Below are 14942 nucleotides of genomic sequence, written 5' to 3' on the forward strand. Positions count from 1 at the left end.
ACTATTTGCCAGGGCCCGAGCGAGTGAGAGGAAGACGACGATGAAGTGCCGTCAGTGTGGGGCTGAGAGCCAGGTCGGGGCCAAATTCTGCAGCAACTGCGGAACCCCGTTCCACGACCCGATGGGTGACACCACCACAGTCCTCGGCGCGATCATCGACGACCAGGACAGTGAGCTCAGCCCGGAGGACCTCGAGGCGGTCCGCGGTCTGACGCAGGGTGACGCGCTCCTGATCATCAACCGCGGCAGCCCCCAGAGCTCCCGGATCCTGATCGACTCCGACGTGACCAGCGTCGGGCGCCACCCCGAGTCCGACGTGTTCCTGGACGACATCACGGTTTCGCGCCACCACGCGAAGTTCATCCGCTCCGGCGGTGCGTTGTTCCTCGAGGACCTTGGCAGCCTCAACGGCACCTACGTCAACAAGAAGCTGGTGGAGGAGCGCGTCCAGCTCAGGCAGGGCGACGAGATCCAGATCGGCAAGTACAGGGCAACCATCAGCCTGAGCGAGCCCGGGCTGCGCTAATGCCGGCTGCCCCCCGCACGATCGGCCAGGTTCTGGAGCTGCTACGGCCGGAGTTCCAGGACATCTCCGTCTCGAAGCTGCGGTACCTGGAGTCGGAGGGCCTCGTGGCCCCGGAGCGCGACCAGCCGTCGGGCTACCGACGGTTCCGCCAGGAGGACGTCGACCGGCTGCTGTTCGTGCTGCGTGCCCAGCGGGACCGCTACCTGCCGCTCAAGGTGATCCGGGAACAGTTGGAGGCCCTCGACAGGGGCGAGGAGGTCACGCTGGATGGGCCCGCCCCCGCCGCGGAGCCCGCCGACACCCCGGACGAACCCGCCAAGCCCGCCAGGCCACGGCCCCGAACCGGCTCCCGGATGGTGACCCGTCGCCAGCTGCTGTCCGAGTCAGGACTGGGGGAGGCCGCCCTCATCGAACTCGAACGCCTCCGCATCATCGAGACCCGGCGGGGTTCGAACCTCTACGGGCGCGAGGCCGTCGCGATCGCCGCGGCAGCGCGCAAGCTCGGCAACGTCGGAGTGGATCCCCGACAGCTGCGAGTGGTGCAGCAGGCCGCAGTCATGGAGGCGGCACTCGTGGAACAAGCACTCGCCCCGTACCGCCGTCGCAGCGGTATCCCGAAGGACGTGCTGGCCGACGTGTACCGCCAGGTCCTGCAGGCCCACGCCGCACTGCTCCACAGCCAGATCAACGAGTAATAGGCTGGGTGCCATGATCAAGCTCGACGTCATCGGCATCAGGCTCACCTCCCCCGAGGACTCACCGGTCCTGTTGCTGCGCGAGCGCACCGGCTCCCGGCTGCTCCCAATCTGGATCTCCTCGGTGGACGCGGCGGGGATCGCGCTGCTGCTCGACGGCGAGAAGACGTTCCACCGGCCCCTGACGCACGACCTCCTGGCGACCCTCCTGCTGGAGGTGGCCGACACCGAGGAACCAGGCGTGCTCAAGATCACCGAGATGCGCGACGGCGTCTTCCACGCCGTGCTCGAGGTGGGGGACCGCGCCTTCGACACCCGCCCCAGCGACGGCGTGAACATCGCCCTGAGACTCGGCTGGGGGATCGAGTGCGCCGAGCAGCTGATGGACCAGGTCGGGGTGGAGATGGACGAGGGCGGCACCGACGAGGTGGAGCGGTTCCGCGAGTTCCTCGACTCCGTCAACCCGGACGACTTCGAGAACGACGAGTCAGATGGATCAAGTGAAGGTTGAGGGTTTCGGCAGCCGCCGGAATGGATGGCGGCGAGTCTTGGGCGTGTCGTTGACCGGGGGCGCGGCCGAGGGTTAGCGTCGTCTGCATCGACATCAGTTACGTCGATGTCATTCATGGCAAGAGCGAGGGAAACGCAGTGTCGAAGAACGCAGGAAGTGCAAGTGGGCAGCCGCCGCTGCAGGATCTGCTGGTCGAGGGGGACTTCTCTCCGCTTCCGAGCGACTCCGGTTACCGCGGCCCCGTGGCCCACCGCGTCGCCGGCATCACCTACCGCCAGCTCGACTACTGGGCACGCACCGGACTGGTCGTCCCCGAGATCCGCCAGGCGGGCGGCTCCGGCACCCAGCGGCTCTACTCCTTCCGTGACATCCTGCTCCTGCGCGTCGTGAAGCGCTTCCTCGACGTCGGCATCTCCCTGCAGCAGATCCGAGTGGCCATCGACCACCTCCGCGCCCGCGGCGTCGAGGACCTGACCGAGATCACCCTCCTCAGCGACGGGTTCAGCGTCTACGAGTGCACCTCGGCGAACGAGCTCTACGACCTCTCCAAGGGTGGCCAGGGCATGTTCCTGATCTCCGTCTCCAGTGTCTGGAAGGAGATCGAGGGCACCCTCAGCGCACTGCCCACCGAGCGTCCGGAGCACGAGGTGCCGGCGGTGGAGGGCGAAGTGATGGACGAACTGGCGGCCCGCCGCCGCACGCGCGCCGTCTGAGACCTGACTGGCAACCATTTTCGTCACTGGCTAGGGTTGTAAATGGGACCGAACGGTTCCCGTGAGCCCCAGGAGCCAAGTGAACAAGCCCACAGACCGCCGCAGCCGGCCGCAGATCGTCCTCGAGGTCCTCCGTCGGGAACAGATCGCGCCACACATGGTCAGGCTCCGGCTCGGCGGCGAGGACTTCGGGCGCTTCGAGGACAACCACTTCACCGACAAGTACGTCAAGCTCACGTTCGTGAAGGCGGGCCTCGGACTCGAACCTCCCTACGACCTGCCGGCCCTCCGCGAGCGCCTCGCCCCGGAGGACCGCCCCGTCACCCGCACCTACACGGTCCGTGAGGTCAACCCGGACGAGCGCTGGATCTCCATCGACTTCGTCGTGCACGGCGATGACGGCATCGCCGGCCCCTGGGCGGCGCGGGTGCAGCCGGGGGAGCGGGTCAGCTTCGGTGGTCCCGGAGGGGGCTACGTCCCGGACCCGGACGCAGACTGGTACCTGTTCACCGGTGATGAGAGCGCCCTGCCCGCCATCGCCGCCGCGCTCGAGGCCCTGCAGGCCGACTCGGTCGGGGACGCGCTGCTCGAGGTCTCCGGCCCGGCCGACGAGATCGACCTCGCCGCGCCCGAGGGCGTGCGGATCCAGTGGCTCCACCGAGGGGACGCCGTCGCCGGGACCTCGAACGTGCTGCCCGACGCCGTCGCCAACCACCCGTGGCGCCCCGGCCGGGTGCAGGTCTTCGCCCACGGCGAGCGCGGAGCCGTCAAGGCGCAGCGGGACACGCTGTTCAAGGTGCACGGGCTCGACCGGTCCCAGGTCTCCATCTCCGGCTACTGGGCGCAGGGCCGCACCGAGGACCGGTTCCAGGCCGAGAAGCGTGAGCCGGTAGGACAGATCTTCGAGCCCTGACACGGATAGGGTCGGCGCATGAAGGAACGCATCGAGAAGATCATGCGGACGCCGGTGGTGGCGCACATCCTGGCGGCCAACGAACGCTACAACAAGCGGCTGGGGCCACAGTTCGCCGCCGCCGTCACCTACTTCTCGGTGCTGTCGATGGTCCCGATCCTGCTGTTCGCGATCGCCATGACGGGCCTGACGCTCACCGTCCTGCGGCCGGACCTGCTTCCGGTGGTGCAGGACCTGATGACCGAGCAGTTGGGCGACGACGACGCCGCTGAGTCGATCAAGGGCTTCATCAACGAGACCTTCAATCAGTGGCGCACCTACCTCGGCGTCTCGCTGCTGACCGCCGCCTATTCCGGCTCCAACTGGGTGGGGAACCTGAAGCGGGCCTTCCGCGCGATGTGGCGCGACAAGTTCGCCGACGCCAGTATCAAGCGCAACTTCTTCCTCGAGATCCTCGAGAACCTGCTCATCTTCATCGGCCTGCTGCTCAGCGTCGCGGTGGCCTTCGGCGTCACCAATGCCGGCGGCGCCTTCTCTGAATCCGTGATCGGGTGGCTGGGGCTGGAACACGTCCCCGGCATCGGGATCCTGCTGCGGGTTGGCACCATCGTGCTGGTGCTGTTGGCGAGCTGGCTGCTGTTCGCCTTCCTGTTCCTCGTGTTCCCGGGTGAGGGGGCACCGCTCAAGGTCTGGCTGGCGGGAACGTTGATCGGCGCCGTAGCCGTCACGGCAATCCAGCAACTGGCGGGACTGTTGATCGCGGTGTTCTCGGGCAACCAGGGCGCGGGGGTCTTCGGGCCGGTGATCATCATCATGCTGCTGTTCAACGTCCTCGCCACCGTGATCCTGATGGTCGCAGCCTGGGTGGGGACGTCGAACACCTGGGAGGCGGCCCTGGCCAGGAAGGAGGCCGAGAAGGCGGCGGGCGTCGAGTCCACAGATGACACCGGCATCGACGAGGCCGAGGAGCAGGCCGAGGAGCAGGCCGAGGCGGAGGCCCCCGCGGCTGCACTGCCCCAGACACCGAAGTCGTGGGCCGACAAGCGCAGGCAGGAGCGGTGGGCGGCCCGCAAGCCGCTGGACGACCTCCGTGCCGTCAACTACGACCCCGAGGCCCCGCCCGAGCCCGCCGTCGCACCCGACGTGCCCCAGGACGTCGCCGCCCGCAGCGTGAAGGTGGGGATGGGCGTCGGCTGGGGCGTCGGAGCTGCCACCGGCGTCGGGATCGGTGCCGTGATCGCCGCACTGGTGGGGCGGCTGACCGGCCGCTGAGGCCGGTTCAGCTGTGGTGGACCTCCGTGGGGTCGTTCCACACGGTGTAGCCCTCGGCGGCCTCGATCCCGTACAGCCGCGCGAGGTTCAGGATCTTGCGCGCGCGCGCCAGCCTCGGGATGTCGGAGCCGTCGCGGATCTCACCGCCATCTGCCTCGAACTCGGCCAGGAACGAGTTCGCCCATGAGATGTCGGCCTGCGAGGGCGAGAGGATCTCGTTCACGATCGGAGCCTGCTCCGGGTTGAGGCAGATCTTGCCGGTCATGCCGAACTGGGCCGTGACTCCGGCCGCGTCAGCCAGTGCCACGCCGAGCGCGCCGACGGCGGGTCCGTCGATCGGGCCCGGGAGCCCGGCACCGCGCGAGGCGATCGTGAACTGCGACCGGGTGTAGGCCAGGATCATCGGGTCGTCGTCGAAGCCGGTGTCGCGGCGGTAGTCGCCCAACCCGAAGCCGAGCCGGAACGTGGGCCGGGCCTCGGCGATGGCCTGCAGCTGCTGCACGCCTCGGGCGGTCTCCACCAGCGCCACGATCCTGGTCCCCGGCAGCAGCTCCGCGGTCCGAAGCACCGCCTCCGGCGACTCCACCATCGCCAGCATGACGCCCTGCAGGCCGTCGCAGGTGGCGAGCTCCCGGCAGTCCTTCTCCCACCACTCGGTGCCGAACCCGTTGATCCGGACCCAGGCGCCGTGCCCGGTGGACAGCCACTCGACGGCGTTCGCGAGCGCCTCCTCCTTCCGGTTGGGGGCCACCCCGTCCTCGATGTCCAGCACGTTCGAGTCGGCTTGCGAGTTCTCCGCGATGCGGAAGCGGTTGGTGTGCGTACCATTCACCAGCAACCAGGAGCGGGCGAACTCGGGTCCGAGACTGTTCTTCGTCACAGGCATCCTCCTTGATGTGTGCTCGGGTTCAAGCTAGCCAAGAACCCGCAGACGACACAAAACGACCGTCGCGTCGTCCATGACGGACGACGCGACGGTCGGGAACGAATTTCCGGTACCTCAGTGGGCGGGAGCCGGCTTCGGTGCGTCCTGGCCGATGCCGTCGAGCATGGCGGTGTACCAGTCGGTGCTGATGTCGAACGCCTTGCCGCCGGCGATCCGGTCGAACGCGATGGCCGAGAGCTTGTCGCCGTTCTCCTCGTCCTGGCCGACCACGCCGGCCTCCCCGCGCAGGGCGCAGTCGACGGCGAGGTCGGTGCACTCCCTGATCAGTGCCAGGTCCGCGTCGTTGGCGGCTGCGGAGCGCGAGAAGTAGCCCGACTTCTGGACCATGACCTTCTCCGCGTCGAGGCGCTTGGCGAACTTGTCGGCGAACCACTTGCCGGGGTTGACCTTGTCCAGCTTGACGTGGCCGAACGGGTCGCGCGGGACCTCCTCCCCGGCCGCCTCCAGCTCGGCGACGATGGCGTCGAGACCGGCGCCCTCGGACAGGAAGATGGTGACGTTGCCCACCTCGTCCATCACCTTGCCGAGGCGCTCGGCCTCGCGCGCGATGTCGATTTCGGCCTCGGGGACGTAGACGGCGTGCACGTCCCACGCCTCGCGGCTCAGGCCGATCTCGGGCAGCCATTCCTGCGTGTCGAGCCACTTGCGGTACTCGGCCGCGGTGGCGGCGGTCAGCCAGCCGCAGTGGCGGCCCATGACCTCGTGGATGATCAGCATGCGCGAGCCGGAGTTGTGCTCTGCGACGACGTTGCGGGCGAAGATGGCGCCCTGCTCTGCGGCGGTCCAAGCACCCAGGGACTGCTTGATCGGGATCACGTCGTTGTCGATGGTCTTCGGCAGACCCACCACCGTGAGGGGGTAGTCGTTGCTCGCGAGGAAGGCCGCGAGGTCCGCGGCGGTGGTGTTGGTGTCGTCGCCACCGATGGTGTGCAGGACGTCGACGCCGTCGGCGACGAGGCGGTCGGCGGCCACCTTCAGCGGGTCCTCGCCCTCCTGGACGAGCCCGCGCTTGACGAGGTCCTTGACGTTGGTGAGCTTGACCCGCGAGTTGCCGACGGGCGAGCCGCCGAACTTGTGGAGCAGTGCGGCGTTCTTGCGGACGCTGTCAGTGACCTCGAGGTAGTCACCCTTGAGCAGGCCCTGGTAGCCGTGGCGGTAGGCGATGATCTCGACCTCGGGGGCGATCTCGGTGTAGCGCTCGATCAGGCCGCCGATGGCGGACGAGAGGCAGGGCGCGAAGCCGCCGGCAGTGAGGATGGCTACCTTCTGGACCATGGGATTCCTTTCGGAAGTGGGTTCTGACACGCCCAGCCTAGGGCACCCGACACCGGGCACGCCCACCGGGTTCCGGGCACCGGGCAAGTTGTCCACACCCCCGCCCGAAGGGTCGTCCGAGTGATCCCCCCGAGTGGCAGGATCCGGTAGGTGAGCAACGAGCGCGGACTCAGCGGTGGCGTCCAGGTGGCGCTGCTGTTCCCCGTCGCCTTCAGCGTGCTGCTGCTGGCCCTGCAGTGGGCGTTCGTGTCCTGGGCGGACGCGACGGCACTGGCTGCAGCCCAGGACGGCGCCCGGGTGGCTGCCGGCTTCGAGGGCAACGCGGATGCGGGGGACCGAGTCGCCTCAGAGGCGGCGGACAACGGCTCGCTGACCGCGATGACGGTCTACGTCCAGCGCGGCGCCGTGCTGACGACTGTCACCGTCTCGGGCAGGTCCGTCTCCGTGGTGCCCGGGTGGGCCCCGCTGGTCACCAAGTCTGCGGAGTTCCCCACCGAGAGGTTGACCCGATGAGACGCCGTGACCAGCGCGGGATGGCCGTTTCCATCGAGGCCGCTGTGGTGATCCCGGCATTGATCCTGTTCGTCGGGCTCGTGGTCATTCTCGCCCGTGACGCCCTGGCGCAGCAGGCCGTCGGCGCGGCCGCGGCACAGGCTGCGAGGTCCGCCTCCATCGAGCGCACGGTGGGCGAGGCCCGGGCCGCCGCAGCCGCCACGGCCGAGGCCGCCCTCCGCGACGGGAACATCGAGTGCTCGCAGCGAGCCGTCACGCTCGACGCCCGCGCCCTGGCCGCTCCGCTTGGCGCGGCTGCGCGGGTCTCCGTCACCGTGACGTGCACCGTCGCCCACGATTTCGGATTCCCCGGGTTCCCCTCGGAGCACACCATCGTCCAGACCCGTGAGTCGCCTGTGGACACCTACCGTGGACGCTAGGCTGAGGTGATGGCTCAGTACTACGACGTGCACCCTGACAATCCCCAACCCAGGTCGCTCGCGCAGGTGAGCAAGATCCTCTCCGACGGAGGCCTGGTGGCCTATCCGACGGACTCCTGCTACGCGCTCGGCTGCCTGCTCGGCAACGCGGAGGGACTCGAACGGATCCGCCGCATCCGAAAGCTCGACGACAAGCACCACTTCACACTTGTGGTCGACCGCTTCGCCCAGCTCGGGCCCTGGGTGGACATGAGCAACCGAGACTTCCGCGCGGTCAAGGCCGCCACCCCCGGGAGCTACACGTTCATCCTGCACGCCACCCGGGAGGTGCCGAAGATGATGCAGCACCCAAAGAAGAAGTCCGTGGGCGTGCGCATCCCGAACCACCGGACCACGCTCGCACTGTTGGAGACCCTCGGGGCGCCACTGATGAGCTCCACGCTCCTGCTTCCCGGACACGAGGACCCGCCCACCGACGGCTGGACCGTCAAGGAACTCCTGGACAACGAGGTGGACGCGGTACTGGACTCGGGCGACTGCGGCGTCGAGCCGACGACCGTGGTGGACCTCACCGGTGACGTGCCGGAGGTCGTCCGGGTGGGCGCAGGGGACCCGTCTCTGTTCGAGTGAGCCCGACGGCGCTCAGGAAGCCAGATGGGTGGGGGTTCCGGCCACCAGCGTGGCCAGCACCTCTTGCACCTCGAACCGCCCGGCGTCGAACTCCTCGCGCGTCATGGGCACGAGCACGAGGTCCGCGGGTTCCCCGACGGCCACCCTGCTCCTGGTGCTGGCGGCCAGCGCCTCGGCCGGCGTGATCGCCTGGTCGGCATGATGGGTGCGGTTCACTGCGGTGTCGATGCTCAGCCATGGGTCCAGCGGCGCCGCCGGCGCGTCTGACCCGAACCGCAGGCGGGTGCCGGAGTCGAGCATCGCGCGCAGCGGGAAGAGGTTCGAGCCGGCGTGCGGCCAGATCCGGTCCACCAGGTGCTGGTCGTCGATGAGGTGCAGGGGCTGGACGCTCGCAGTGACCCCCAACGGGGCGAAGCGCACCACGTCGGTGGGGGAGACCAGTTGCGCGTGCTCGACCGAGCCGGCGGCGCCCGTGGCCTCGAAGGCGTCCAGCACCAGCCGGGCCGCCTCGTCGCCGATCGCGTGGACCGCGGAGGTCACGCCGTTGGTGTGCGCGCGGGCCATCAGGTCGCGGAGTTCTCCAGGGGTGAAGTTTGTCCGTCCGTGCGAGAGGTTGGGCAGCGGATTGGAGTACGGCTCCGCGCAGAAGGCCGTCTTGGTGCTCATCGAGCCGTCGAAGATGATCTTCAGGGGCCCGACGCTGAGGAGCTCGCCGAGCGGGTCACCGGTGCGCAGCCCCTCGTCGATGAGCCGGTCGAGGTCCTGCCGGTAGGTGGCTGCCTCGACGTGCAGCGTGAGCGGGCGCGTGGCCGCCCGGCGTGCCCAGGCGCCGATGGCCCACTGCATCTCCATGTCCACGATCCCGACGAGTCCGCGGGCGGCTGCCCCGGCGGCCGCGCGGGCGACGGCGTCGTCGAGGAGCGGGGCCAGGGAACGCATGAGGTTGGAGATCGCAGTGAACGCGTCGTCCTCCACGAGGAAACCGGTCGAGGGTCCCTCGACGCCGGCGGCCTCGAGCGCGGCGGTGTTGAGCCACGCCGAGTGCATGTCGCGGGCCACCAGCGCGATCGGGAACGGCGCCACGGCATCGAGCGCCGCGGCCGTTGGCGGCACCAGCCAACCCCCTGACCGGAACCCGAAGCCGAGCACCGGCTCCTCGCCCCTGCTGCTGCGAACGTGGCCGCGGACCTGGGCGACGATGTCGTCCGGGGCCGCGGTGGGGGACAGGGCCAGGCACTCGGTGATCAGTGCGTGGGTGGAGAAATGGGTGTGGTTGTCCCACAGGCCGGGCAGTAGCAACGCGCCGTCGGCGTCGATGTCGCCACCGGGACCACGGGTGGGCGTGATCGCTGCCACGCGTCCGTGTTCGACGAGCACGTCGACCGGTCCCTCGACGTCCTGGGCGAACCCCGGCAGGAGCCGGGCACGACTGATCAGCACTGGAACCTCCTTGCACGGCGCTCCGCCTACACTCACCAGAATGGATTCCGAAGGCAGGCCCCGTCCAATCATGCCCGCCTGGCCGAGCATGGTCGGGCTCGCGTCGATGGCGGGTCTCCTCGTCCTCGGAGCCAGGGCGCTGGACGAGCAGGAGTGCGGCAACCTCGGCGAGTGCCTGGGCAACGGCGTCGCCTCGCTGGCGCTGGCGAGCCTGGTCGCGCCGGTGGTGGTGCTCGTGGGGATGCTCCTGCTCAGGTTCCCGCGGCGCGACCTGCTGGTGGTTCCGCTGCTCGTGGTTGCACCGCAGCTGCTCTGGAAGGCGGTGGAGTTCCTGGAGTCCGCAAACCCCGTGGTCGGCACCGGGTGGCTGTTGTGGGTGTTCGCCGAGGCGGCGGTGGTCCTGGCAGGCTGGGTGCTGGTCCGGCGCGCCCCGATCCCGCTCGCGTGGCGGGTCCTGCCGCTGGCACTGGTCGTCGCGCTGGTGTCCGCGCACGCCGTCGTGGAGGAACGGATCGAGCGTCGCGACGACATCGAGGCCGTGCGAGCAGTGCCGGTCACCCTGCGCCTGGTCGACCTCGGCCCCGAGTTCGAGGTGGCTCGGGTGTGGGCGGGTCGGGGGTACGTCTCCGTGGACTACCGCGGACGGGGCGCGGACAACCACGCCCAACCCGAGGTCTCGCTCGTGCCGGCGGCGGACGCAGCTGCCTGCGAGGCCGCCGAGGTGGCACGGCCGCTGGGATTCGACGCCATGTCCTGCAACGGGGACCCGTTCCTGACCACCGCACCGGGCCACACCGCCGTCGGCCTCACAAGGGGTGACACCGTGTTGGTGGCGAGCTTCAGCACGGAGTCGGGGCTGGAGGCGCAATGGGTGCGGGAGCAACTGCTGGCGGCACCGGAGGTGGACGCGGAGGAGCTCGTACCGTGACCCACGGTTGCCGTGTGGTGTAGGTATTGGGGCATGACCAGCCAGATCGCCGCCAACCTCGCAGCCGTCGAGTCCAGGATCGCGGCCGCGGCCGCCCGCGCCGGCCGGGCGGCCGATGATGTCCGGCTGCTTCCGGTCAGCAAGACCAAGTCCCCGGCCGACGTGCTCGTGGCCCGCGCCGCCGGCTACCGGCGCTTCGGGGAGAACAAGGTCCAGGAGGCACAGGCCAAGTGGCAGGAGCTGCGCGACACGGACATCGAGTGGGCAGTCATCGGACACCTCCAGTCCAACAAGGCGCGCCAGGTGGCGCAGTTCGCAACTGAGTTCCAGGCCCTGGCGTCCCTGAAGGTGGCGCGCGAGTTGGACAAGCGGCTCCTTGCGGAGGGCCGCCGGCTGCAGGTGCTGGTGCAGGTCAATTCGTCCGGGGAGGACCAGAAGTTCGGCCTGCCGCCGGCCGAGGTACTGGCCTTCACCCGCGAGCTCGGGGCGTTCTCAGCCCTCGACGTGCGTGGCCTGATGACGCTCGCCGTGTTCTCCTCCGACCACGGCCGGGTCCGGGCCTGCTTCGAGGTCATGCAGCAGGTCCAGCGGGAGCTGCGCGACGCCCACGGCGGCGGCTGGGACGAGCTGTCCATGGGCATGTCTGGTGACTTCGAGTTGGCCATCGAGCACGGCGCCACCTGCGTGCGCGTGGGGCAGGCCGTCTTCGGCGCGCGCCTGGACCCGAACGACTACTGGCCCGGCGCCGGCTGAGGACCTCGGTACCTGGCGGCTGGGACCCCGGTCGTACCCGAGGATCGACCGCGCTGCGGGTAGGCTGTCCGGCGGATCACGCACCGCACCCGGAGAGTTGACAATGACGACCGAAGACACCCCCGTCCACACGGACGTCGAACACCTGGACGCACCGGAGAGCCCCGGCGCCTGGCTGGTGCGGCTGCTGAAGGGGATCGCGGTCGGCGTGGGGTTCATCCTGCCGGGTCTGTCCGGCGGGGTGCTCGCGGTCATCTTCAAGATCTACGACCCGCTCATCAAGTTCCTGGCCAACCCCTTCAAGCACTTCGCGCGACAGTTCCGCTACTTCCTCCCCGTCGGGATCGGCGGCATCATCGGAGTGGTGCTGTTCTCGATCGTCGTGGCGGCCGCCTTCGGCCGGTACGAGGCCGCGTTCGTGTGCCTGTTCATCGGGTTCGTGATCGGGACGTTCCCCAGCCTCTGGCGGCAGGCGGGTGTCAAGGGGCGCGCCGGGCGGCACTGGGTGATCCTCCTGCTGTCGTCCGTGTTCATCTTCGCGGTCATGCTCGTCGGCGGCGGGATGGACCTCGACGTGCCGCCGTCGATCCCGGTGTGGCTGGGATCTGGAGCGCTCATTGGCCTGGGCGTGATCGTGCCCGGCATGAGCCCGTCCAACTTCCTCATCTACTTCGGCCTCTACGACAAGATGGCCGAGGGCATCAAGGACTTCGACCCGGCCGTGTTCATCCCACTGTTCGTCGGGCTCGGGCTGTGCGTCGTCCTGCTGGCCAAGGCGGCCAACTGGGCCTTCGACCGGCACTACGCGGGGATGTACCACTTCATCCTGGGCATGGTCGCCGGCTCGTCGCTGGCCATCTTCCCCACCGTCGTGTTCGCACCCGGGGCCATCGACAAGGCCGGTCTCGGCCTGGGATGGTTCATCGCGTTCTGCGCAATCATGTTGCTGCTGGGCGTGGTGGCGTCGTGGCTGTTCTCCAAGGTCGAGGACCGCTACGCCGGCGAGCGGGAGACGATCGATTCCGATCGCTGAGCGCACAAGCGCGCCGGTGGCCCGTCCGTGGCCGCCGAATCGGGCAAGATGGCAACCAGCGAAGACCCCGCGTGCCACCATGGCTGTTGACGTGTCGAAGGGAACCAGATGAGCAATCCGTACCAGCCCCAGGGCGATGACCAGCAGGGTGGCTACGGCCAGCACCCCCAGGGTTACCCACAGCAGCCGCAGGGCTACGGGCAGCAGGGTGGCTACGGCCAACCCGCCCCGGGCTACCAGCAGCAGGGGTACCAGCAGCAGGACTACGGCCAGGCGGCCTACGGTGGCTACGGGGGCACCGGGATGTACCAGCAGGGTGAGCCCGAGGAGCGCCCGGCCACCCTTGGCCTGGTCGCCATGTCAATCGTGGTGATCGCGGCAGTCGTGCTCTCGGTGGTGTCGTTCATGGTCGGCCAGGAGATCGGCGAGTTGTTCGCGTCGACCGGTCTCGATCCCGAGAACGTGGATCCCGACGTGCTCGCCAACGACCCGCAGTTCAGGGAGTGGGCCGCGCGGGCGCAGTCCCAGTGGACCATCCTGACGCTGTCGGTGCTGGCCGGTCTGGTGGGCTGGATCATGAGCATTGTCGCCGCCGCCACCCGCCGCGGCCGCGCGTTCGGGATCGTGGGCATCATCGTCGGGGTGGCGGCCCCGCTGGTCGCGTTCGCCGTCTTCTTCGGTGGGATGTGGCCGTTCCTCGCCCAGTTCGCCGGCTGAGCAGAACCGGCCCGCGGGGAGTAGGATCCCCAGCGGCTGAAAGGTTGTGTGGATGAAGCAGGCCGGTTTCGACCGCGAGAAGTACCTCGAGATGCAGTCGCGTCACATCGACGAGCGACGCAAGCAGTTCGGGGGCAAGCTCTACCTCGAGTTCGGGGGCAAGCTCTTCGACGACCACCACGCCTCTCGGGTCCTGCCCGGGTTCACCCCGGACAACAAGATCCTGATGCTGGAGCAGCTCGCCGACGAGGTGGAGGTGGTGATCGTGATCAGCGCCCTCGACCTGGCCGGCAACAAGGTCCGCGGGGACCTGGGCATCTCCTACGAGGCCGACGTCCTGCGCCACATCGACGTGTTCCGCTCCTACGGGCTGCACGTCGGGTCCGTGGTGATCTCGCACGTCACCGAGGAGAACCGGCAGGCGCGGGCCTTCAAGCGCAAGCTCGAGCGCCTCGGGATCAAGGTCTACCGCCACTACATCATCAAGGGCTACCCCAACGACGTGCCGCTGGTGATCAGCGACCAGGGCTACGGCCGCAACGACTACATCGAGACCAGCCGCGACCTCGTCGTCGTGACCGCACCGGGCCCGGGCAGCGGAAAGATGGCGACCTGCCTGTCGCAGCTCTACCACGACCACAGGCGGGGCATCAGCTCCGGCTACGCCAAGTACGAGACGTTCCCGATCTGGAACCTGCCCCTGGACCACCCGGTCAACGTCGCCTACGAGGCCGCCACCGCGGACCTGGACGACGTGAACATGATCGACCCGTTCCACCTCGCCGCCTACGGCGAGCAGGTTGTGAACTACAACCGCGACGTCGAGGTCTTCCCCGTGCTGAACATGCTGTTCGAGCGGCTGCTGGGGACCTCGCCCTACAAGTCGCCCACGGACATGGGCGTGAACATGGCGGGCTACTGCATCTCCGACGACGCCGTCTGCCGGGCGGCCTCCCACCAGGAGGTGATCCGGCGCTACTACAAGGCGCTCGTGCACGAGAAGCAGGAGGAGCTGGACCCCGGCGTCTCGGACCGGATCGCCCTGCTGATGAGCACCATGGGAATCACGAAGGAGGACCGCCCCGTGGTCCTGCCCGCCCTGGACGTGGCGCGGCGGACCAAGGGCCCGGCGTCGGCGATCGAACTGCCCGACGGGCGCATCGTCACCGGAAAGACCTCACCCCTGCTGGGTGCCTGCTCCGCGATGCTGCTGAACGCGCTCAAGGAACTCGCCGGGATCGACGACTCGGTGACGTTGCTGGCGCCCGAGCTGATCGAGCCGATCCAGCACCTGAAGACCGGTCACCTGGGAAGCAGCAACCCGCGGCTGCACACCGACGAGGTCCTGATCGCGCTGTCCGTGAGCGCCAACTCCGACGAGTACGCGCGCCGAGCGCTCGACGAGCTGCAGCAACTGCGGGGCTGCGACGTCCACACCAGCGTCATCCTCGGTCCGGTGGACGAGGGCATCTTCCGGAACCTCGGGGTGCACGTCACGAGCGAGCCCGAGTACCAGACCAAGAAGCTGTACCGGCGCCGCTAGGCGGCGGCGCGCTCGCGGCCCAACACGTCCAAGGCGCTGCAACTGGTCCTTCTTTGCAAATTGCTGCAAAACTGCAGCTCTTTCGCGAAACGCCAGCAGCGGCCCGCCGCCGTGC

17 protein-coding genes are annotated in these 14942 nt (G+C 68.8%); 14 read left to right on the plus strand and 3 right to left on the minus strand.

The window, feature by feature from the left end; translation table 11 throughout:
* Positions 1-40 precede the first annotated feature (40 nt).
* The 6 genes from FOJ82_RS11835 (at position 41) to FOJ82_RS11860 (ending at position 4630) form a co-directional block, all read left to right on the plus strand.
* Positions 41-526, plus strand: coding sequence for an FHA domain-containing protein (locus FOJ82_RS11835; protein WP_143938707.1), 486 nt, complete (start codon positions 41-43; stop codon positions 524-526).
* Positions 526-1221 carry a transcriptional regulator FtsR gene (gene ftsR, locus FOJ82_RS11840; protein ID WP_143938708.1) on the plus strand — a complete coding sequence of 232 codons (696 nt, stop codon included), beginning with the start codon at positions 526-528 and terminating at the stop codon, positions 1219-1221. Before FOJ82_RS11835 ends, ftsR begins: the two co-directional genes overlap by 1 nt.
* Positions 1222-1234: 13 nt before the next feature.
* A complete protein-coding gene (locus tag FOJ82_RS11845; RefSeq protein WP_143938709.1) occupies positions 1235-1732 on the plus strand; it encodes a bifunctional nuclease family protein in 498 nt (165 codons plus the stop codon).
* Positions 1733-1869: 137 nt separating this feature from the next.
* Entirely contained in the window at positions 1870-2445 is a 576-nt protein-coding gene (locus FOJ82_RS11850) for a MerR family transcriptional regulator (protein WP_185975767.1), read from the plus strand.
* A gap of 79 nt (positions 2446-2524) precedes the next feature.
* Entirely contained in the window at positions 2525-3358 is an 834-nt protein-coding gene (locus FOJ82_RS11855; RefSeq protein ID WP_143938711.1) for a siderophore-interacting protein, read from the plus strand.
* A gap of 18 nt (positions 3359-3376) precedes the next feature.
* On the plus strand, positions 3377-4630 hold the full coding sequence (locus FOJ82_RS11860; protein WP_143938712.1) for a YihY/virulence factor BrkB family protein: 1254 nt from the start codon (positions 3377-3379) through the stop codon (positions 4628-4630).
* Between the two features lie 7 nt (positions 4631-4637).
* Here the strand turns inward: FOJ82_RS11860 and FOJ82_RS11865 are convergent, their stop codons facing one another.
* On the minus strand, positions 4638-5510 hold the full coding sequence (locus FOJ82_RS11865) for an HpcH/HpaI aldolase/citrate lyase family protein (protein WP_221933141.1): 873 nt from the start codon (positions 5508-5510) through the stop codon (positions 4638-4640).
* Positions 5511-5630: 120 nt separating this feature from the next.
* On the minus strand, positions 5631-6851 hold the full coding sequence (locus tag FOJ82_RS11870; protein WP_143938714.1) for a pyrophosphate--fructose-6-phosphate 1-phosphotransferase: 1221 nt from the start codon (positions 6849-6851) through the stop codon (positions 5631-5633).
* Positions 6852-7001: 150 nt separating this feature from the next.
* Between FOJ82_RS11870 and FOJ82_RS11875 the strand changes: the two genes are divergently transcribed.
* The 3 genes from FOJ82_RS11875 to FOJ82_RS11885 are packed head-to-tail and all read left to right on the plus strand — an operon-like array spanning position 7002 to position 8413.
* Complete coding sequence (locus tag FOJ82_RS11875) at positions 7002-7364, plus strand: TadE/TadG family type IV pilus assembly protein (RefSeq protein ID WP_143938715.1); 363 nt, start codon at positions 7002-7004, stop codon at positions 7362-7364.
* Positions 7361-7783, plus strand: coding sequence for a pilus assembly protein (locus FOJ82_RS11880; RefSeq protein ID WP_143938716.1), 423 nt, complete (start codon positions 7361-7363; stop codon positions 7781-7783). Before FOJ82_RS11875 ends, FOJ82_RS11880 begins: the two co-directional genes overlap by 4 nt.
* Positions 7784-7792: 9 nt before the next feature.
* Positions 7793-8413, plus strand: a complete 621-nt coding sequence (locus tag FOJ82_RS11885; RefSeq protein ID WP_143938717.1) for an L-threonylcarbamoyladenylate synthase — start codon at positions 7793-7795, stop codon at positions 8411-8413.
* A gap of 12 nt (positions 8414-8425) precedes the next feature.
* Here the strand turns inward: FOJ82_RS11885 and FOJ82_RS11890 are convergent, their stop codons facing one another.
* Positions 8426-9853, minus strand: coding sequence for an amidohydrolase (locus FOJ82_RS11890; RefSeq protein ID WP_185975768.1), 1428 nt, complete (start codon positions 9851-9853; stop codon positions 8426-8428).
* Between the two features lie 40 nt (positions 9854-9893).
* Between FOJ82_RS11890 and FOJ82_RS11895 the strand changes: the two genes are divergently transcribed.
* The 5 genes from FOJ82_RS11895 (at position 9894) to FOJ82_RS11915 (ending at position 14827) form a co-directional block, all read left to right on the plus strand.
* Positions 9894-10781, plus strand: a complete 888-nt coding sequence (locus tag FOJ82_RS11895) for a hypothetical protein (RefSeq protein ID WP_143938719.1) — start codon at positions 9894-9896, stop codon at positions 10779-10781.
* A 33-nt stretch (positions 10782-10814) separates the two neighbouring features.
* Positions 10815-11534 (plus strand): YggS family pyridoxal phosphate-dependent enzyme, encoded by a 720-nt coding sequence (locus FOJ82_RS11900; protein WP_143938720.1) that lies wholly within the window; start codon positions 10815-10817, stop codon positions 11532-11534.
* 103 nt (positions 11535-11637) lie between these two features.
* A complete protein-coding gene (locus FOJ82_RS11905; RefSeq protein ID WP_143938721.1) occupies positions 11638-12567 on the plus strand; it encodes a DUF368 domain-containing protein in 930 nt (309 codons plus the stop codon).
* 108 nt (positions 12568-12675) lie between these two features.
* Entirely contained in the window at positions 12676-13284 is a 609-nt protein-coding gene (locus FOJ82_RS16250) for a hypothetical protein (RefSeq protein ID WP_185975769.1), read from the plus strand.
* Positions 13285-13336: 52 nt separating this feature from the next.
* Positions 13337-14827 carry a DUF1846 domain-containing protein gene (locus FOJ82_RS11915; protein WP_143938722.1) on the plus strand — a complete coding sequence of 497 codons (1491 nt, stop codon included), beginning with the start codon at positions 13337-13339 and terminating at the stop codon, positions 14825-14827.
* The last annotated feature ends 115 nt before the right edge of the window (positions 14828-14942 follow it).

The organism is Tessaracoccus rhinocerotis (assembly GCF_007197885.1).
GTDB classification, from domain to species: Bacteria; Actinomycetota; Actinomycetes; order Propionibacteriales; family Propionibacteriaceae; genus Arachnia; species Arachnia rhinocerotis.

Coding starts and splice junctions, on each gene's coding strand:
- FOJ82_RS11835 (WP_143938707.1), top strand. CDS start 41: ATGAAGTGCCGTCAGTGTGGGGCTGAGAGCCAGGTCGGGGCCAAATTC.
- ftsR (WP_143938708.1), top strand. CDS start 526: ATGCCGGCTGCCCCCCGCACGATCGGCCAGGTTCTGGAGCTGCTACGG.
- FOJ82_RS11845 (WP_143938709.1), top strand. CDS start 1,235: ATGATCAAGCTCGACGTCATCGGCATCAGGCTCACCTCCCCCGAGGAC.
- FOJ82_RS11860 (WP_143938712.1), top strand. CDS start 3,377: ATGAAGGAACGCATCGAGAAGATCATGCGGACGCCGGTGGTGGCGCAC.
- FOJ82_RS11870 (WP_143938714.1), bottom strand. CDS start 6,851: ATGGTCCAGAAGGTAGCCATCCTCACTGCCGGCGGCTTCGCGCCCTGC.
- FOJ82_RS11880 (WP_143938716.1), top strand. CDS start 7,361: ATGAGACGCCGTGACCAGCGCGGGATGGCCGTTTCCATCGAGGCCGCT.
- FOJ82_RS11885 (WP_143938717.1), top strand. CDS start 7,793: ATGGCTCAGTACTACGACGTGCACCCTGACAATCCCCAACCCAGGTCG.
- FOJ82_RS11895 (WP_143938719.1), top strand. CDS start 9,894: ATGGATTCCGAAGGCAGGCCCCGTCCAATCATGCCCGCCTGGCCGAGC.
- FOJ82_RS11900 (WP_143938720.1), top strand. CDS start 10,815: ATGACCAGCCAGATCGCCGCCAACCTCGCAGCCGTCGAGTCCAGGATC.
- FOJ82_RS11905 (WP_143938721.1), top strand. CDS start 11,638: ATGACGACCGAAGACACCCCCGTCCACACGGACGTCGAACACCTGGAC.
- FOJ82_RS16250 (WP_185975769.1), top strand. CDS start 12,676: ATGAGCAATCCGTACCAGCCCCAGGGCGATGACCAGCAGGGTGGCTAC.
- FOJ82_RS11915 (WP_143938722.1), top strand. CDS start 13,337: ATGAAGCAGGCCGGTTTCGACCGCGAGAAGTACCTCGAGATGCAGTCG.